Origin of the sequence: Prauserella flavalba, from assembly GCF_003202235.1 — a bacterium.
Classification (GTDB): Bacteria; Actinomycetota; Actinomycetes; order Mycobacteriales; family Pseudonocardiaceae; genus Prauserella_A; species Prauserella_A flavalba.
The window spans coordinates 352,430-370,621 of the sequence record NZ_MASU01000013.1; the positions used below are offsets into that span (position 1 = coordinate 352,430).

General features: G+C 71.4%; 18 protein-coding genes. 12 read left to right on the forward strand and 6 right to left on the reverse strand.

The features are described from left to right. Nucleotide 1 precedes the first annotated feature (1 nt). On the reverse strand, nucleotides 2–2,221 hold the full coding sequence (locus tag BA062_RS28930) for an RNA degradosome polyphosphate kinase (protein ID WP_245960057.1): 2,220 nt from the start codon (nucleotides 2,219–2,221) through the stop codon (nucleotides 2–4). Between the two features lie 65 nt (nucleotides 2,222–2,286). After that, nucleotides 2,287–2,940: a 2-phospho-L-lactate guanylyltransferase gene (gene cofC / locus BA062_RS28935; protein WP_110342168.1), complete on the reverse strand. Its 654-nt coding sequence runs from the start codon at nucleotides 2,938–2,940 to the stop codon at nucleotides 2,287–2,289. Between the two features lie 79 nt (nucleotides 2,941–3,019). Between cofC and BA062_RS28940 the strand changes: the two genes are divergently transcribed. The 4 genes from BA062_RS28940 to BA062_RS28955 all read left to right on the forward strand — a co-directional run bounded on the left by BA062_RS28940 (nucleotide 3,020) and on the right by BA062_RS28955 (nucleotide 7,096). Next, the gene (locus tag BA062_RS28940; RefSeq protein WP_110342170.1) at nucleotides 3,020–3,718 is read left to right on the forward strand and encodes a lysophospholipid acyltransferase family protein; all 699 of its coding nucleotides are present in this window, start codon (nucleotides 3,020–3,022) and stop codon (nucleotides 3,716–3,718) included. A 1-nt stretch (nucleotide 3,719) separates the two neighbouring features. After that, nucleotides 3,720–4,739: an NAD(P)H-dependent glycerol-3-phosphate dehydrogenase gene (locus tag BA062_RS28945; RefSeq protein ID WP_245960058.1), complete on the forward strand. Its 1,020-nt coding sequence runs from the start codon at nucleotides 3,720–3,722 to the stop codon at nucleotides 4,737–4,739. Between the two features lie 362 nt (nucleotides 4,740–5,101). Continuing rightward, nucleotides 5,102–6,328: an IS110 family RNA-guided transposase gene (locus BA062_RS28950; protein WP_110342634.1), complete on the forward strand. Its 1,227-nt coding sequence runs from the start codon at nucleotides 5,102–5,104 to the stop codon at nucleotides 6,326–6,328. A gap of 282 nt (nucleotides 6,329–6,610) precedes the next feature. Then, nucleotides 6,611–7,096, forward strand: a complete 486-nt coding sequence (locus BA062_RS28955; protein WP_110342172.1) for a cysteine dioxygenase — start codon at nucleotides 6,611–6,613, stop codon at nucleotides 7,094–7,096. Here BA062_RS28955 and BA062_RS28960 read toward each other — a convergent pair. Next, nucleotides 7,074–7,754 carry a pyridoxamine 5'-phosphate oxidase family protein gene (locus tag BA062_RS28960; protein WP_110342174.1) on the reverse strand — a complete coding sequence of 227 codons (681 nt, stop codon included), beginning with the start codon at nucleotides 7,752–7,754 and terminating at the stop codon, nucleotides 7,074–7,076. The genes BA062_RS28955 and BA062_RS28960 overlap by 23 nt on opposite strands. Before the next feature lie 34 nt (nucleotides 7,755–7,788). On the opposite strand from BA062_RS28960, the gene pdxR reads away from it, so the two are divergent. After that, the gene (pdxR, locus tag BA062_RS28965; RefSeq protein WP_110342176.1) at nucleotides 7,789–9,204 is read left to right on the forward strand and encodes a MocR-like pyridoxine biosynthesis transcription factor PdxR; all 1,416 of its coding nucleotides are present in this window, start codon (nucleotides 7,789–7,791) and stop codon (nucleotides 9,202–9,204) included. Nucleotides 9,205–9,215: 11 nt separating this feature from the next. After that, complete coding sequence (locus tag BA062_RS28970; RefSeq protein ID WP_110342178.1) at nucleotides 9,216–10,313, forward strand: D-alanine--D-alanine ligase family protein; 1,098 nt, start codon at nucleotides 9,216–9,218, stop codon at nucleotides 10,311–10,313. Between the two features lie 56 nt (nucleotides 10,314–10,369). On the opposite strand, the gene BA062_RS28975 is transcribed toward BA062_RS28970, so the two are convergent. Beyond that, nucleotides 10,370–10,894, reverse strand: coding sequence for a DUF3515 domain-containing protein (locus BA062_RS28975; RefSeq protein ID WP_110342180.1), 525 nt, complete (start codon nucleotides 10,892–10,894; stop codon nucleotides 10,370–10,372). 20 nt (nucleotides 10,895–10,914) lie between these two features. Continuing rightward, entirely contained in the window at nucleotides 10,915–11,148 is a 234-nt protein-coding gene (locus BA062_RS28980) for an Lrp/AsnC family transcriptional regulator (protein ID WP_110342182.1), read from the reverse strand. A 133-nt stretch (nucleotides 11,149–11,281) separates the two neighbouring features. Between BA062_RS28980 and BA062_RS28985 the strand changes: the two genes are divergently transcribed. From BA062_RS28985 to BA062_RS29000, 4 genes are all read left to right on the forward strand, one after another. After that, entirely contained in the window at nucleotides 11,282–12,253 is a 972-nt protein-coding gene (locus BA062_RS28985) for a thiamine-phosphate kinase (RefSeq protein ID WP_110342184.1), read from the forward strand. An 18-nt stretch (nucleotides 12,254–12,271) separates the two neighbouring features. After that, nucleotides 12,272–12,751: a GNAT family N-acetyltransferase gene (locus BA062_RS28990; protein WP_110342635.1), complete on the forward strand. Its 480-nt coding sequence runs from the start codon at nucleotides 12,272–12,274 to the stop codon at nucleotides 12,749–12,751. Nucleotides 12,752–12,759: 8 nt separating this feature from the next. Then, nucleotides 12,760–13,281: a gamma carbonic anhydrase family protein gene (locus BA062_RS28995; RefSeq protein WP_110342186.1), complete on the forward strand. Its 522-nt coding sequence runs from the start codon at nucleotides 12,760–12,762 to the stop codon at nucleotides 13,279–13,281. Nucleotides 13,282–13,356: 75 nt separating this feature from the next. After that, nucleotides 13,357–14,034 carry a uracil-DNA glycosylase gene (locus BA062_RS29000; protein WP_110342188.1) on the forward strand — a complete coding sequence of 226 codons (678 nt, stop codon included), beginning with the start codon at nucleotides 13,357–13,359 and terminating at the stop codon, nucleotides 14,032–14,034. 66 nt (nucleotides 14,035–14,100) lie between these two features. On the opposite strand, the gene rpmB is transcribed toward BA062_RS29000, so the two are convergent. Then, nucleotides 14,101–14,292 carry a 50S ribosomal protein L28 gene (gene rpmB / locus BA062_RS29005; protein WP_091800800.1) on the reverse strand — a complete coding sequence of 64 codons (192 nt, stop codon included), beginning with the start codon at nucleotides 14,290–14,292 and terminating at the stop codon, nucleotides 14,101–14,103. 149 nt (nucleotides 14,293–14,441) lie between these two features. On the opposite strand from rpmB, the gene BA062_RS29010 reads away from it, so the two are divergent. Both BA062_RS29010 and recG read left to right on the forward strand, forming a co-directional pair. Further along, a complete protein-coding gene (locus BA062_RS29010) occupies nucleotides 14,442–16,010 on the forward strand; it encodes a DAK2 domain-containing protein (protein ID WP_110342190.1) in 1,569 nt (522 codons plus the stop codon). A 4-nt stretch (nucleotides 16,011–16,014) separates the two neighbouring features. Further along, nucleotides 16,015–18,174, forward strand: coding sequence for an ATP-dependent DNA helicase RecG (gene recG / locus BA062_RS29015; protein ID WP_110342192.1), 2,160 nt, complete (start codon nucleotides 16,015–16,017; stop codon nucleotides 18,172–18,174). Nucleotides 18,175–18,192 lie beyond the last annotated feature (18 nt).

Sequence of the window (18,192 nt, forward strand, 5' to 3'; positions counted from 1 at the left end):
CTCACCCGGCGGCCCCGTGCCTGCGCAGCAGCTCGACCTGGTGGTCACGCACCTGTGTGGAGTCGGCGGGAGAGGGAATCCATTCGCCGGTGGAGCTGAGCACCCAGCAGCGGGTCAGCGGATCCAGCGCCGAGCTGAGCACGTCGTCGAGCTGTGCGGTCAGCTTCGGATCCTTGACCTGCACCAGCGCCTCGATGCGGCGGTCGAGGTTGCGGTGCATCATGTCGGCGCTGCCGATCCAGTACGCGTCCGCCCCGCGGAAGTGGAAGATCCGCGAGTGCTCCAGGAAGCGGCCGAGGATCGAGCGCACGGCGATGTTGTCGCTCAGGCCGGGTACGCCCGGCTTCAGCGCGCAGATGCCGCGCACGACGACGTCCACCGGCACCCCGGCCTGCGAGGCGCGGTACAGGCCGTCGATGATCTGCTCGTCGACGAGCGAGTTGCACTTGAGGCGCACGCCGGCCGGCCCACCGGAACGGGCCACGTCGATCTCGTGCTGGATGCAGTCGAGGATGCCGCGCCGGATGCCGTTGGGCGCCGTCAGGATGTTGCGGTAGGTCGCCTGCCGGGAGTATCCGGTGAGGACGTTGAACAGGTCCGTGAGGTCCGCGCCGATCGCCGGGTCGGCCGTCAGCAGCCCCAGGTCCTCGTACAGCCGCGCCGTCTTCGGGTTGTAGTTGCCGGTGCCGATGTGGCAGTAGCGGCGGATCGTGGAGCCCTCCTGGCGCACCACGAGCGCCACCTTGCAGTGGGTCTTGAGCCCCACGAGGCCGTACACGACGTGCACGCCGGAACGTTCGAGCGTGCGCGCCCACGTGATGTTGGCCTGCTCGTCGAAGCGGGCCTTGATCTCCACGAGCGCCACGACCTGCTTGCCCGCCTCGGCCGCGTCGACGAGCGCGTCGACGATCGGGGAGTCGCCGGAGGTGCGGTACAGCGTCTGCTTGATCGCCAGCACCTTGTCGTCGGCCGCGGCCTGCTCGATGAACCGCTGCACGCTCGTGGAGAACGAGTCGTAGGGGTGATGCACGAGCACGTCGCCCTCGCGCAGCGTCGCGAACACGCTCTTCGGGGTCTCCCGCTCGCCGAACGCGGGGTGCGTGGCGGGCACGAACGGCCGGTCCTTGAGCTCCTTGCGGTCGATCGCCGAGAGCTGGTGCAGACAGCTGAGGTCGAGCAGCCCCGGCACCTCCACGACGTCGCGCGGGTCCACCTCCAGCTCGCGCAACAGGAGTTCGAGCATGTGCTCGCTCATGTCCTGCGCCACCTCGAGCCGCACCGGCGGGCCGAAGCGGCGCTGAGCCAGCTCGCGTTCCAGCGCCTGCAACAGGTCCTCGTCGCGGTCCTCCTCGACCTCGAAGTCGGCGTTGCGGGTGACCCGGAACACGTGGTGCTCGGTCACCTCCATGCCGCTGAAGAGCTCCCCGAGGTGCGCGGAGATCAGTTCCTCCAGCGGCAGGAAGGTCGCGGTGTGGCTGTCCCGCTGCCGCTCGATGCGCACCAGCCGGGGCACGTTGTTGGGCACCTTCACGCGCGCGAAACGTTCCGTGCCGCCCTCCGGGTCGCGGACGGTCACGGCGAGGTTCAGCGACAGGCCCGAGATGTACGGGAAGGGGTGGGCCGGGTCGACGGCCAGCGGCGTGAGCACCGGGAAGATCTGGTCGGTGAAGTAGTGGGAGAGCCGCTCCCGGTCCTCCTCCTCCAAATCGGACCACCGGACGATGCGGATGCCCTTCTCCTCCAGCGCCGGTCGCACGTGCTGCTCGAAGGCCTCGGTGTGCCGTTCGACGAGGTCCTGGTTGCGCTTGGCGATGTAGGACAGCTGCTCGCGGGGCGTGAGGCCGTCGGCGCTGCGTACGGACAGGCCGGTCTCGTCCCTTCGCTTGAGACCGGCCACCCTGACCATGTAGAACTCATCCAAATTGGACGCGAAGATCGCCAGGAACTTGGCGCGCTCGAGCAGCGGCTGCGACTCGTCCTCCGACAGCGCGAGCACCCTGGCATTGAAGTCCTGCCACGAGAGCTCCCGGTTGAAGTACCGGTCGTCGGGCAGTGCGTCGGCCAGCTCCTGTGCTCCCGTCGCCGCCGGCGGGGCCGAGGGGACGGCCTGGGTGGACTTGGGCCTGCCGTTCTCGGGGGCGACGGGCGGTGGCGGAGGCGTGGTGACGCGCCGCCCGTCCGGCGACCCACCGGGCGGGGAGATGCTCTCGTCGTTGCTCACCCCTGCATTGTTCCCCACGGAGGCGACTGTTGCGCATACCCGAGCGAACGCGCAGGCGACGGCTTTCAGTGCGGAACGCACGCCGTGCCGAGCAGCGCCGTGGTGCTCGGGCCGAGACCGAGCAGCCTGGCGTGCTCCAGGTCCTCGGGAGTGTCGACGTCACCGCGCAGCGACGGCGCCTTCAGCGCGAGCGGCACGGCGCCCGACGCGGTGTGGGCGCTCGCGGAGCCCTCGCCGAAACGAGGCGCAAGCGGTTGCCCCGCGCCGGACAGCAGCAGGGTGGTGCCGGTGCCGTGCCGGTCGGCCGTGAACGCCCTGCGCCCGCCTGCCTCCGCGAGCGCGGCCGCGAGCTCGCCGGGCCGCAGCGCGGGCAGGTCGGCCTGCAGCGCGCCGACGGCCGCCAGCGGGTCGGCGGCACGCAGCAGCCGTTCGCCCACCAGCAGCGCGCCGTTGAGCCCGCCCAGTACCTCCCCGTTGCCCTGTTCGTCCACCACCTCGGCGCCGAGCTCGCGCAGCGCGGCGAGCGCCTCGGGGTCGGAACCGACGACGAGCACCCGCCGCACGCCGGGGGCCGCGGTCGCGGCGCGCAGCGTGTCGGAGGCCAGCGCGAGCACGAGTGCCGCGTGGCACTCGGCGTCGGCCGGGTAGCCGAGCGCGCCCCGCAGCCGCGACTTGCCGGCGTGGGGTGGCTTCAGGGGCACGATGAGGTCTGTGGCCACGCCACCATCTTTACCTATCCGGGCCGCCGCGTGCCTGTGGGAGGATCGCGTCAGCTTCCGCACGCGATGAGGAGGAGTCTTGGCTGATCGGGAGAAGGGCGGCTTCTGGGTCGGGGCGGCCGCGGTGCTGTTCTACCCGCTGACCTGGATGGGCAAGAGCGTCTACCGGGGCACCGAGCGGATCCCGAAGAACGGGCCCGTGCTGCTCGTGATGAACCACGTCTCGCACCTCGACCCCGCCGTGGACGCGGTGTTCGTGCACCGCAACAAGCGCGTGCCCCGGTTCATGGCCAAGGACAGCCTCTTCCGGGTGCCGATCTTCGGCAAGATCCTCGCCGGCTCCGGCGGCATCCCCGTCACCAGGGGAAGCGCCACCGCGGGCGACAGCCTCAAGGCCGCGCACGAGACGCTGGCGAACGGCAAGCTCGTGCTCATCTATCCAGAGGGGACGATCACCAAGGACCCCGAGGGCTGGCCGAAGCGGTCCTACACCGGCGTCGCCAGGCTCGCGCTCGACAACGACGTGCCCGTGGTCCCGGTCGCGCGGTGGGGCACCCAGAACATCTGGAACGGTTACACGAAGAAGTTCCGGCCGTTCCCGCGCAAGACGGTGGTCCACTCCGTCGGCCAGCCGGTGGACCTGGCGAAGTACCGCGAGCAGGAACGCACCCCCGCCGTGCTGCGCGAGGTCACCGACCTGCTGATGGGCGAGGTGCTCTCGCTGCTCGTGGAGATCCGCGGCGAGCAGCCGCCCGCGAAGCGGGAGGATGGCGCCTGACATGACCGGCATCACTGTGCAGTCGGTCACGGTGCTCGGTGCGGGTTCGTGGGGCACGACGTTCGCCAAGGTGCTCGCCGACGCGGGCCGCGACGTCACGATGTGGGCGCGCCGCGCCGAGGTCGCCGCCGAGATCCGCGACGAGCACACCAACAGCGGCTACCTGCCCGGCGTGACGCTGCCTGGGCGGCTCACGGCCACGGCCGATCCGGAAGAGGCGCTGTCGGGCGCCGACGCCGTGGTGCTCGCGGTGCCGAGCCAGAGCCTGCGCGCGAACCTCACCGGCTGGCGTGGCCTCCTGCCACGCGACGCGATCCTCGTGAGCCTCGCCAAAGGTGTCGAACTCGGCACCCTGAAACGGATGAGCGAGGTGATCAGCGAGATCGCCGAGGTGCCCGCGAACGAGGTCGTGGTGGTGTCCGGTCCGAACCTCGCGCGCGAGATCGCGCAGCAGCAGCCCGCGGGCGCCGTGCTCGCGTGCGCCGACCACGACCGTGCCGTCGCGATCCAGCAGGCCAGCTTCAACGGCTACTTCCGTCCGTACACCAACACCGACGTGGTGGGCTGCGAGCTCGGCGGCGCCTGCAAGAACGTGATCGCGCTGAGCTGCGGCATGGCGGCCGGACTCGGGTTCGGCGCCAACACGATGGCGACGCTCATCACCCGCGGTCTCGCCGAGACGGCGCGGCTCGGGGCGAAGCTCGGCGCCGACCCGCTGACGTTCGCGGGCCTGGCCGGGGTGGGCGACCTCGTGGCGACGTGCGCGTCGCCGTTGTCGCGCAACCGCACCTTCGGCGAGCGCATCGGCAGGGGCGAGACGCCGCAGCAGGCGCAGGCCGCGGTGGGCGGTCAGGTGGCCGAGGGCGTGATGTCGTGCCAGTCGATCCGCGAGCTCGCGCGCGGCGTGGGCGTGGACATGCCCATCACCGACGCGATGTTCCGCGTGTGCCACGAGGGTATGGACCCTGCTCGCGTCGGTGCCGAGCTGCTCGGCCGCCAGCAGAAGCACGAGTGGTCCTAGGAGCGCACTGAACAACCGCTGCCCTACTGCGCGACGCCCAGACGGCGCCTCGCTGCGTTGTCGGAAAGCCCGAGTACGACCCCGGTACGAGGGCTTCCCTCCGCCTAATGAGAGTTGCGGGTTGGTCATTGGGCAGGACTCGTGGTCGGTGACCATCGGTGGGTGAGCACTCTCTCCGCCTGAACCCCTTGTGTGGGGAGTTCTGTCGCAAGATCGTGCCCCTGCCGGTAGCCCGGGAGAACGGATCGCTGATGGGATGTCGTGCCCACCGAGTGTGGTGTGAGCACTGGTTCATTAGGCCGCTGAGTGTTCTCCCGCGCGTGACCGGGGTATGACGAGCGTTGTGGAGGGAGACGGACACGGTGCTGTTCGTGGGAGATGACTGGGCCGAAGACCATCACGATGTCGAGTTGATGGACACGGCGGGCCGGCGGCTGGCGAGAGCCCGGCTGCCGGAGGGGGTGGCTGGGATCGCCCGGTTGCACGCGATGATCGCCGAGCACCTGGGCCCGGACACCGATCCCGATCAGGCGCGGGTGGTGATCGGGATCGAGACCGATCGCGGGCCCTGGGTGGCTGCCCTGGTCGCCGCGGGGTACGCCGTGTTCGCGGTCAACCCGTTGCAGGCGGTCGGATACCGGCGGCGGCATGGTGTGTCCGGGGCGAAAAGCGACGCTGCGGACGCGCACATGCTGGCCAACATGGTACGTACCGACGCCCACGAGTTGCGCCCGATCGCCGGTGACAGCCCCGAGGCCGAGGCGGTCAAGGTCATCACCCGGGCGCACAAGACGTTGATTTGGGAACGCACCCGCCACACCCAGCGGCTGCGCCACAGCCTGCGCGAGTACTTCCCCGCCGCACTGGAGGCATTCGAGGACCTGGATGCACCCGAGGCGCTGGAACTGCTGGGGAAGGCACCCGACCCGGACAGCGCAGCGCGGCTGTCGCTGAGCCAGATCCGGGCCGCGCTGCGACGTGCTCGCCGCCGCGACATCGAGGGCAAAGCCACCCGGATCCAGTCGCTGCTGCGCGCCCAGCAGCTGGGGCAGCCCGCGGTGGTCACCGCGGCCTATGCAGCCACCACCCGCGCCGCGGTCACGGTGCTGGCCACCCTGCGCGCGCAGGTCAGCACCCTGCAGGGCCAGGTCGAGACGTTTTTTGGCCAGCACCCGGACGCTGAGATCGTGCTGTCCCAGCCTGGGCTGGGACCGATCCTGGGCGCCCGGGTGCTGGCCGAGTTCGGCGACGACCCCAACCGTTACGCCAGCGCGAAAGCACGCAAGAACTACGCGGCGACCAGTCCGATCACCCGCGCCTCGGGCAAGAAGAAGGTCGTACTGGCCCGCTTCGTGCACAACGACCGGCTGATCGACGCGTTGATGACCCAGGCCTTCGCCGCGCTCAACACCTCACCCGGTGCGCGAACCTACTACGACCAGCAACGAGCCCGCGGTGTCGGGCACAACCCCGCGCTGCGCCAACTGGCCAACCGGCTCGTCGGCATCCTGCACGGCTGCCTGAAAACCCGCACCCTCTACAACGAGACCACCGCCTGGTCGCACCACGCCAACAACATCGCCGCTTGACATTCAAGCTCCTGGGATGTCTTGCGAGGCCGCCGCCTGGATCGCCGCTCGCTACGGGCGGGGTTGTTCAGCACGCTCCTAGCGGGTGGAACCCGTTTGACGCTTCGGGGCCGTGCTGGTTTGCTGTGCGGCATGTCGACGTGGAGCGCACTCATGGCGGGGGACCACACCGGTCTCCGCCATGCCCGCTGCGCGTCGTGTCCTTGCTGTTGTCGCCGGTGACGGATTCAGCACGCATTCCCGACGTCAGCAACCACCTTTCAGCAAGGACCTCATTCCCTCATGTTCGCCGTTCCAGAGAACACGGTCGCTTCCATGCCTGCCGCGAACCCGCTGCTTCGCCACCCCGTCCGCACCGCGCTCGAGTACGCGGCCGACCGGGACCGCTGGCGCAACGTCCTGCGCTACGACCCTGACGAGCGGTTCGCCGCACTCCTCGAGCGCACCGCCGACGAGGAGATCTGGCTGCTGAGCTGGCTTCCCGGCCAGCAGACCGGCCTGCACGACCACGGTGAGTCGACCGGCGCGTTCACGGTCGTGAGCGGCACGCTCACCGAGACCGTCACGCGCAGGGCCCCCGGCGGCCGGGTGCTGACCGAGGTGCACACTCCGTCGGCGGGCCAGTCGCGCGTGTTCGGTCCCGGTTACGTGCACGAGGTGCGCAACGATGGCCCCGATCCCGCCGTGAGCGTGCACGTCTACCGCGCGGGCGGGCGCACGCTGCGCCCGCACCGCCTCGACCCGCTCACCGGACCGGTTCGGGACTGACGCCGTTGCCGCGTTCCGTGACGTGCGCGGGGAGCGGCATGTCCGCGGGGACGTAGGTCGCCGGCGCCGGTGCGCCGAACGTCGTGTGCACCGGAAGGACACCGGCCCACGCGGTGCCGTGTTCCAGGTCCTCCGGCTCGTCGATGGGCTCGCCGGAGCGGACTTTCACCGACGCCTCGGCCAGGTCGAGCGCGAGCACGCTGACGGCGGCCAACTCCTTCGCGCTGACCTCGCGCGCGTGCTCCCACGACCCTGGCGCCAGGTGGTCGGTGACGACGCGCAGGCCGTGCAGCTTCTCGGCGGCCTCGGTGACGGGGCGCGCGCGGCCGTGGATCACGGCGCAGCGGTAGTTCATCGAGTGATTGTTCAGCGAGCGGGCGTACACGATCCCGTCCAGAATCGTCACCGTCACGCAGACGTCGACGCGGCTTGCCGCCGCTCGGAGGTTCCCCGAGCCCGTCGAGCCGTGAAAATAGAGCGTGTCGCCGTCCCGGCCGTAGCCAGTGGGGAGGACCACGGGAGAACCGTGCAGGACGAGCCCGACGTGGCAGACGAGCGCCTCGTCGAGCACGCCGTAGAGGTCCGCGCGATCACGCGCGGCGCGGTCCTTCTTGCGGGTGAGCGTGCTGCGTGTGGTGGGTGACAGGGGTACGGACATGTGCTGAGCCTGGCAGACCCAGTGGCATCATTGAATGGCCACAAGTGCGGAAAAATGGGAGGCCACTTTGACTCGGGGAGACACCGCGTTGCCGGTCAGACTCGACCGAGACTCCACGGTACCGCTCGCCGTGCAGCTGGCCGACGCGCTGCGCGAGTCGGCGGCGACGGGACACCTGCGCGGCGGCGATCGGCTGCCCTCCACCCGCGCGCTGGCCGACCGGCTCGGCGTGAGCAGGACCGTCACGTCCGCCGCCTACGAGCAACTGCACGCCGAGGGCTGGATCCTCGGCAGGCACGGCTCCGGCACCTACGTCACCACCTCGCCGCCCGCCGCGCGGCCTGAGCGCAGGGGCTTCGTCACCAACGACGAGGCGCCGAGCGACCTGCTCGTGCTCACCCCCGGGGTGCCGTGGGCGGACGGGCTCGACCGGGCCGCGTGGCGCAGAGCCTGGCGGGCGGCGGCCGACACGCCGCCCGCGACCTACCTCTACCGCTCCGGCCTCGCCGACTACCGCGCCGCCGTCGCCGAGCACCTGCTGCGGCACCGGGGACTCGACGCGGGAACCGACTCCGTGCTCGCGACCGGCGGAACCACGTCCGCCGTGGTGGAGCTGGCGAGCGCCGTGCTGCGACCCGGCGACCTCGTCGCCGTGGAGGAACCCGGCTACCAGCGCGCCGTCCAGGCGTTCCGGCGCGCGGGCATGCGCGTGGTGCCCGTGCCGATCGACGCCGAGGGCCTGCGCCCGGACGCCCTGCCCGGCGGGGTTCGCGCCGTCTACTGCTCGCCCGCGCACCAGTACCCGATGGGCTGCCGCATGAGCGCGGCCCGGCGCGTCGAGCTGGTGGAGCGCGCGAGGGCCGAGAACTTCCTCGTCGTCGAGGACGACTACGACGGTGAGCTTCGTTACGACGTGGCGCCGCTGCCGCTGCTCGCGTCGCTGGCCCCCGACGTCGTGGTGCACCTCGGCACCACGAGCAAGATCCTCACGCCCACGCTCGGCGCGGGCTGGATGGTGGCTCCGCCCTCGGTGACCACCACGATCCTCGACTACCGCGAGCTGACCGGCACGAGGCCCTCGCCCGCGGGCCAGCGCGTGGTGGTGGAGCTGGCCAGGCACGGCGACCTCGGCAGGCACCTGCGCAGGCTCCGCCGCGAACTGTCGGAACGCAGGTCCATGCTGGTCGGCGCGTTGAAAAAGGCGGGCGTCCCTGTGCTCGGCGACGACGCGGGCGCCCACCTCGTGGTGCCGCTCGCCTCACCCGAGGACGAACGAGAGCGGCTCGCGTCCGGGAAGCGGCGCGGACTGCTGCTCGACGGCCTCGGCAGGCACTTCGCCCGCACCCCGACGGCGTTCGGTGTCGCGGTCGGCTACGCGGGCTGCTCCAGGGAGGCGCTGCGCGAGTCGCTGTGGGTGCTCGTCGACCTGCTACGACCGAGGCCCCGGTAGGGTGACCGGCCATGAGTAGCCGCAAGACGCGCGTGGCCGTCGTGTTCGGGGGCCGCAGCACCGAGCACACCATCTCCTGTGTGTCGGCAGGCAGCGTGCTGGCGAATCTCGATCCCGACCGGTTCGAGATCGTCCCCATCGGCATCACCAAGGCCGGTGGCTGGGTGCTGGGCACGAACGACCCGGAGGCGCTCGCGATCCGGGGGCACGAGCTTCCCACCGTCGACGACGGCAGGGCACTCGTGCTGGCGGGCGACCCGACCAGCAAGAGCGTGGTGAGCCTCGAACCCGGCCAGGAGAGCGAGGTGCTGAGCGGGGTCGACGTCGTGTTCCCCGTGCTGCACGGCGCCTTCGGCGAGGACGGGACCATCCAGGGGCTGCTCGAGCTCGCCGACATCCCGTACGTGGGGGCCGGCGTGTTCGCGAGCGCGGCCGCGATGGACAAGGAGTACGCCAAGAAGCTGCTCGCCGCGGAGGGGCTGCCCGTCGGGCGCTACGCGACTGTCCGCCGTGGACAGTCGACTCTGGACGAAGCCGACCGGGAACGGCTGGGGCTGCCGGTGTTCGTCAAGCCGGCGAGGGCAGGGTCGTCGATCGGTATCAGCAAGGTCACCGACTGGGCCGATCTTGACGACGCCATCGCGCTCGCGAGGCAGACCGACCCGAAGGTGCTCGTGGAGGCCGCCGTGGTTGGCCGCGAGGTCGAGTGCGGCGTGCTGGAGTTCCCCGACGGGCGCGTCGAAGCGTCGCTTCCCGCCGAGATCCGGGTGCTCGCCGACGGCGACGACGCCTGGTACGACTTCGAGACCAAGTACCTCGGCGAGGCCGCGGAACTGGACATCCCGGCCAAGCTGGACGACTCGGTGACCGAGCGGCTGCGCGCGTGCGCGGTGCGTGCCTTCGGCGCGCTGGACTGCCAGGGCCTGGCCCGCGTCGACTTCTTCGTCGGGGAGAACGGCGAGCTGACCATCAACGAGGTCAACACGATGCCGGGGTTCACCTCGACGTCGGCCTACCCGAAGATGTGGGCCGTCACCGGCGTGGACTACCCGACCCTGCTGGCGACGCTGGTCGAGACCGCCCTGTCACGAGGCACCGGCCTGCGCTGACCCCTTGCTGGGGTGACCCGTCCGCAGGGCTGACCCATTCGCAAGGCCGCCTGGGGTCAGTTGTTGGTGGGCAGGGTGTTGCGGATGGTGTCCGAGATCTGTTGCAGCGGGCCGGTTCCCGAGCCCGCCGGGACGGTGAGCGCCAGGTAGACAGGGCGGTCGACCACGTACCACGTCGCCGAGCCCTCACCGGGTACCTCCAGCCACCCCACGCCGTTGATCTGGCGCAGCGACGACGTCGGCGTCAGCTCCGGCGGGCGTTCGAGCCCGCACCGCAGCACCACGGGGTTGTCGGCTCCCCACGCGACCGTGGCCGGGGGAGCGGGCTCCGCCAGCTCCCGCCGCTCCAGCGGCTCGCCGGAGGACTCCAGTTCGCCGGGTGCCGCCTCCATCACCTTCGCGCACTCGGGGCTGCCCGACTTCGGCGCGGGAATCGACACAAGCGGCAGGGGGCCCGTCTCGGTGCCCTCGTCGTCGCCGGAGGACAGCACGCCCAGCACCGCCACCACGACGGCGAGCGCGGCCGCCAGCACCGCCGCGACAACGATCAGCACCCGGGGAGGCGCACCAGTGTCCGTCACGCCCCCACTACAGCACAGCCCTACAGGTGCACCACGGGACAGGTCAGCGTGCGCGTGATGCCCTCCACGTTCTGCACCTTCGCGACCACGAGCTGGCCCAGCTGGTCGACGTTCTCGGCCTCGGCGCGCACGATGACGTCGTAGGGGCCGGTGACATCCTCCGAGCTGGTGACGCCGGGGATGCCGGCGATCTCGGCCGCGACGGAGGCTGCCTTGCCGACCTCGGTCTGGATGAGGATGTATGCGTGGACCACGGCGCGCCCCTTCGTCTGGATGGGTTCGTCAAGCTCAAGATAGGAACGTTGAAGCAACGTACCGCAGCGGGGCAACGATCGGACATCCGATGAGTCTCGGGCTACACCGGAGGTGTCAGTGGAGGACAGACCCATGCCGGACAGTGCCGCGGAGGGCACTGCCGACACGGTGGCGGCGGTCGGCGAGTTCGGCCTGATCCGTGCCGTCACCGCGAACCGCACGCAGCCGTCGACCACGCTGCTCGGGCCCGGAGACGACGCCGCCGTCGTCGCCGCGCCCGACGGCAGGGTGGTGGTGTCGACGGATGTGCTGGTGCACGGCGTGCATTTCCGGCTGGACTGGTCCACTCCGGAGCAGGTCGGGCACAAGGCGATCGCGGTGAACCTGGCCGACATCGCGGCGATGGGCGCGGTGCCCACCTCCGTCGTGGTCGGGATCGCGTGCCCCGCCGACGAGAAGACCGCGACCGTCACGCAGCTCGTCGACGGAATGGCCGCGGAGGCGGACCGCGCGCGGGTGGGTCTCGTCGGCGGCGACATGGTGCGCTCCGACCAGCTCGTGATCAGTGTCACCGCGCTCGGCGACCTCGGCGGGCGCCCGCCCGTGACGCGCTCCGGCGCCCGGCCCGGCGACATCGTCGCGGTGTGCGGACGGCTGGGCTGGGCCGCCGCCGGGCTCGCCGTGCTGGGCCGGGGTTTCCGCTCCCCGGTCGGGGTGGTCAACGCCCAGCGCTTCCCCGAGCCGCCCTACGCAGCCGGGCCTGCCGCCGCGATCGCCGGGGCCACCGCCATGATCGACGTCTCCGACGGTCTGCTCGCCGACCTCGGCCACCTCGCCGAGGAGTCCAACGTCGGCATCGACGTCCACACCGACCTGCTCGACGTCGATCGCAAGCTCACCGATGTGGGCACCGCGCTCGGCGCCGACCCGCTGCACTGGGTGCTCACGGGCGGCGAGGACCACGCGCTCGCCGCGACGTTCCCCTCCTACACCGATCTGCCCGAGGGCTGGGTCCGTATCGGCACCGTGCTGCTGCCCGACACCGGCATCACGGTGGACGGCAAGCCCTACGAGCACGAAAGCGGTTGGGAGCACTGGCGCTGATCCGGTTTCATGGGCGGGGTGCAGATACGAGTCGTCCCGTTCGACCACCCGGACGCGGTGAAGCTGATCGACCTGGTGCAGCAGGAGTACGTGACACGGTATGGCGATCCCGACGTGACGCCCGTGGACCCGGCGCAGTTCTCGCCGCCGCACGGGATCTTCCTGGTCGCCTACCGCGACGGCGTGCCCGTCGCGTGCGGTGGCTGGCGTGCGCACGACGGTCCCGTGCCCACGTTCCGGCCCGGTGACGCCGAGCTCAAGCGGATGTTCGTCGTCGAGACCGAGCGCGGCAACGGCTTCGCGCGGGCGCTGCTCGCGCAGCTGGAGCGCACCGCGCTCGCGGCCGGCCGAAGGCGGGCGGTGCTGGAGACCGGCACCGAACAGCCGGAGGCGATCGCGTTGTACCGTTCGTCGGGCTACACCGACATCCCCGGTTTCGGCGTCTACAAGGACGAGCCGGAGAGCGTGTACCTGGCGAAGGAACTGAAGGAGAGCTAGCGCATCTCATGGCGATCTACGCACTCGGCGAGCTCGAGCCCACCATCCACCCCGACGCGTACGTGCATCCCGACGCGACCGTGATCGGCGACGTCCGCATCGGCGCGCACGCCTCGGTGTGGCCGCAGACCGTGCTGCGTGGCGACAACGGCTACATCGAGCTCGGCGAGCGCTCGAACATCCAGGACGGCTGCGTGGTGCACTGCACGCGCAAGGACCCCACGATCCTCGGCGCCGACTCGGCGATCGGGCACTCGGTGCACGTCGAGGGCGCGCGGATCGGCACCGGCTGCCTCATCGCTTCGGGCTCGGTCGTGCTCAACGGCACGGTGCTCGAGGACGGCGCGATGGTCGGCGCCGGAGCGGTGCTCTCCTACAACTCGCACGTCCCGTCCGGGCACATCGCGCTCGGCGTCCCGGCGAAGACGCGGCCCAACACGTCGTTCGGCCCGGAGAAGATCGCGGGCGTGGTCGACAGCTACGTGGAGCGGGCCAAGCGTTTCCGTGCCGAGCTACGCCGCCTGGACTGACACACCGGCCCGGAGCGCCTCCGTGAGCGGGTGGGGCGGGCGACGGGTGGGCCGGCCCCGCTAGGGTTGCTTGCCGTGACCGCACGACCGCTGCACGAGATCATCGACCCGGGCTGGGCGAAGGCGCTCGCCCCGGTCGAGGCCAAGATCACCGCGATGGGGGAGTTCCTGCGCGGCGAGGTCGCCGAGGGCCGCAAATACCTGCCCTCCGGTGACAACATCCTGCGCGCGTTCAAGCAGCCGTTCGAGGACGTGCGCGTGCTGATCGTGGGTCAGGACCCCTACCCGACGCCGGGGCACCCGATCGGCCTGTGCTTCGCCGTCGCACCCGACGTCCGGCCGCTGCCGAAGAGCCTCATCAACATCTACCGCGAGTACTGCGAGGACCTCGGCCACCCCACTCCGTCCAACGGCGACCTCACGCCGTGGACCCAGCAGGGCGTGCTGCTGCTCAACAGGGCGCTGACGGTGCAGCCCGGCAAGCCCAACTCCCACCAGGGCAAGGGCTGGGAGGAGATCACCGAGCAGGCCATCACGGCGCTCGCGGCGCGCGAGGCGCCGATGGTGGCGATCCTGTGGGGCAGCAACGCGCGCAGGCTCAAGCCGCTGCTCGGCGACGTCCCGTGCATCGAGTCGGTGCACCCGAGTCCGCTCTCGGCACACAACGGCTTCTTCGGCTCCCGCCCGTTCAGCCGCGCCAACGAGCTGCTGGAGAAGCAGGGCGCCGCGCCGATCGACTGGAAGCTGCCGTAAGCCGCCGGACATGACAACGGCCCGGTGACCGAACGGTCACCGGGCCGTGTGGCAAAGACTCTGGGGTCAGCCCCGAACGACCTTGCCCGCCTTGAGGCAGGAGGTGCACACGTTCAGGCGCTTCTTCTGGGAAAGCCCGATCTTGGCGTGCACGGTCTGGATGTTCGGGTTCCACCGGCGGTTGGTACGCCGGTGAGAGTGCGAGACCGACTTGCCGAAGCCCGGCCCCTTGCCACAGACGTCGCACACGGCAGCCACGTCGAACACTCCTCGAAGAAATAGGTCAACAAGAACCCGCCCAGCGAATGCCGGGCAACTCGAACAGGGTAACCGGTGCTCTCCCGGCGGCCGTAGCCGGGTCGATACGCTCGCCGGGACCCCTTCGAGACCAGTGCGGAGGATACGTGGTGCGGGCCTTGGACGCGGATGCTGTACGCGCGTGGGCCGCGGCCTGCGTACACAGCCTGTCGGCGCTGCGTTCCGACATCGACGGCATCAACGTCTACCCGGTCGCCGACTCCGACACCGGCTCCAACCTGCTGCACACGCTCTCGGCCGCGCAGGCCGAGCTGGCCGCTGCCGAGCGGGTCAGCGGGGCGGGTGAGGCGCTCGGCCTGCTCGCCCGCGGCGCCGTCGCCGCGGCCAGGGGCAACTCCGGCGTGATCATCTCGCAGGTGCTGCGCGGGCTCGCCGAGTCGGCGGGGGAGGCGACCGGGCTGGACGGTCCCGCGCTCGCCTCGGCCCTCAAGCGCGCCGACGGGCTCGCCACCGACGCCGTCGCGCGCCCGGTCGCGGGCACGATGCTGAGCGTGTTGCACGCCGTCGCCACCGCGGTCGGCGAGGGCACGCCCGCCGAGGTGGCGACCGAGGCGGCGAAGGCCGCGGCCGACGCGCTCGAGGAGACCCCGCACCAGCTCGCGGCGCTGGCCGTCGCCGGGGTCGTCGACGCGGGTGGCCGGGGCCTGGTCGCCGTGCTCGACGCGCTCGCGGGCGTGGTCACGGGCGAACGGGAGCCCGAGCACGCGCTCGCCGTCTCGCCGCCTGGGCCGCCCGCGCCGCGCGCCTGGGAGGTCATGTACCTGCTCTCCGGGGCCGAGGACGCCGCGCTGCCCGCGCTGCGCAGGGCGCTGTCCGCGCTCGGCGACAGCGTGACCGTGGCCGGGGACGGCGCCGGCAACCACGCCGTGCACGTCCACTGCGCCGACATCGGCGCCGCCATCGAGGCCGGGCTGGCGCACGGCAGGCCGCACCGGGTGCGCGTCGAACCGCTCATGACCCCGCCGCCGGTGGAGACCGCCGCGGCGAGGGGGGACCGCGCCGTGGTCGCCGTCGTCCACGGCGACGGGCTCGCCGGGCTCATCGGCGAGGAAGGCGTGCCGGTGCTGGCCGTCGCCGCGGACGCGGAGCCGAGCGCGGAGGAGCTGCTCGGGCTGGTCACGGAGACCGCGGCGAGCCACGTGACCGTGCTGCCCGGCGGGGTGGACCTCACGGCCGCGGCGGAGCGGGTCGCGGGGCACGTGATGCTGGAGGACCGCGACGTCGTGGTGGTGCCGTGCGCCTCGCCGGTGCAGGTGCTCGCGGCGCTCGCCGTGCACGACGCGGACCGCCGCGCGGGCTCGGACGTGGTGGCGATGGCCGAGGCCGCGGCGGCGACGCGGCGTGGCGACATCGTGGTGGCGAGCCAGGACTCGATCACGTGGGTCGGCCGCGCGCGGGCCGGGGACGTCGTGGGATTCGTCGACGGCGAGGTGGTGCTGATCGAGCCCGCTCGCGACGTCGAGCGGGCGGCCACGGCGGTGCTGGAGCGGATGCTGGCGGTGGGCGGCGAGCTCGTCACGGTGCTCACCGGGGCCGGGGCGCCGGACGGGATCGAGGACGCCATCGCGGCACACCTGCGTGCCGCCCACCCCGAAGTCGAACTGGTGTGCTATTCCGGTGGGCAGACGGATGCGCTGCTGCTGATGGGTGTTGAGTGAATCGATGACTGAGCTGAGCGACGCGCTGACCAGGGTGCTCGGGGCCAAGACCGCCAAGGCGCTCGACACCTCGCTGGGCATCGGGACGGTCGCGGAGCTGCTGCGGCACTACCCGCGCCGCTACGCCCGCCGCGGCGAACTCACCGACATCGCCGGGCTGGAGATCGGCGAGCACGCCACGGTGCTGGCGAGGGTCGAGCGCGCCACCAAGAAGCCGATGCGCCAGCGCAGGGGCTCCATTCTCGAGGTCACCATCACCGACGGGCAGCGCAGGCTCTCGTGCGCGTTCTTCGGCAACCAGGCGTGGCGCGAGCGCGAGCTGCGGCCCGGCAGGACCGGGCTGTTCGCGGGCAAGGTCAACGCGTTTCGCAACACGCTGCAGCTGGCCAACCCCGAGTACGAGCTGATCGATCCGGAGAGCGACGAGATCTCCACGATGGACAGCTTCCTCGCCGAGATCATCCCCGTGTACCCGGCCGCGGCCGGGATCCAGTCGTGGACGATCGGGCGTGCGGTGCGGCAGGTGCTCGACACCCTCGACCCGGTGGAGGACCCGCTGCCGGAGCGGCTGCGCGAGCGGAACGGTCTCGGCGACCTGCACGAGGCGCTGCGCCAGATCCACCGGCCGGAGAGCTGGGAGCAGCTCGACGAGGCCCGCGAGCGGCTCAAGTGGGACGAGGCGATGGCGGTTCAGCTGATCTTCGCGCAGCGGCGCCATTCCGCCGTCTCCCGGCCAGCGCCCGCGTGCCCGCCGAAGCCGGGCGGCGTCGCGGCGGCGTTCGACGAGAAGCTGCCGTTCGAGCTCACCGAGGGGCAGCGGGAGGTCGGCGAGGCCATCGCCGCCGACCTCGCGAGCGAGCACCCGATGAACCGGCTGCTCCAGGGTGAGGTCGGTAGCGGCAAGACGATCGTGGCGCTGCGGGCGATGCTGCAGGCCGTGGACGCGGGCAGGCAGGCCGCCATGCTCGCGCCCACGGAGGTGCTGGCGGCGCAGCACGCGCGGTCGCTGCGGGAGATGCTCGGCGACCTCGGCCAGGCCGGGGAGCTGGGCTCGGCGGACAACGCGACGAGGATCACGCTGCTGACGGGCTCGATGTCGGCGAAGGAACGCAAGCAGGCGCTGCTGGACACCGCGAGCGGCGCCGCCGGGATCGTGGTGGGCACGCACGCGCTGATCCAGGAGCACGTGACGTTCGCCGACCTCGGCTTCGTGGTGGTGGACGAGCAGCACCGGTTCGGCGTCGAGCAGCGGGACGCGCTGCGCTCGCGGGGCGCCGACTCGACGAGCCCGCACGTGCTGGTGATGACGGCGACGCCGATCCCGAGGACGGTCGCGATGACCGTCTACGGCGACCTGGAGACGTCCTCGCTGCGGGAGCTGCCCGCGGGGCGCTCGCCGATCTCGACGAGCGTGGTGCCCGTCGCCGAGAAGCCCGCGTGGCTGGAGCGGGCGTGGCAGCGGCTCGTCGAGGAGGTCGGCAAGGGCCACCAGGCCTACATCGTGTGCCCCCGCATCGGCGACGAGCCGCCGTCGGACAAGAGCGACAAACGGCCTCCCATCGCCGTGCTGGACCTCGCGCCGCAACTGGCCGAGGGGCCGCTCAACGGCCTGCGGATCGGCGTGCTGCACGGCCGGCTGCCCAGCGACGACAAGGACGCCGTGATGCGGGCGTTCTCCACGGGCAAGCTCGACGTGCTCGTGGCGACGACCGTGATCGAGGTCGGCGTGAACGTGCCGAACGCGACCGTGATGATGATCATGGACGCCGACCGGTTCGGGGTGAGCCAGCTGCACCAGCTGCGCGGCCGCGTCGGACGAGGGAACGTACCCGGACTGTGCCTGCTCGTCACCGACGCGCTCGACGGCACCAGCACCAGGGCCCGACTCGCGGCGGTGGAGTCGACACTCGACGGCTTCGAGCTCTCCAAACTGGACCTGGAGCTGCGCAGGGAGGGCGACATCCTCGGCGCCGCGCAGTCCGGCAAGCGCTCGGGTCTCAAGCTGCTGTCGCTGCTGGAGGACGAGGACGTGATCGCGAGGACCCGCGCGGTGGCGCAGCAGATCGTCGCCTCGGACCCCAAGCTGGCGGGGCACCCCGGCCTCGCACGGCTCGTGTCCGACGTGGTCGACGAGGAACGCGCGGAGTTCCTGGAAAAGTCCTAACCCCACCCGCCTGACCCG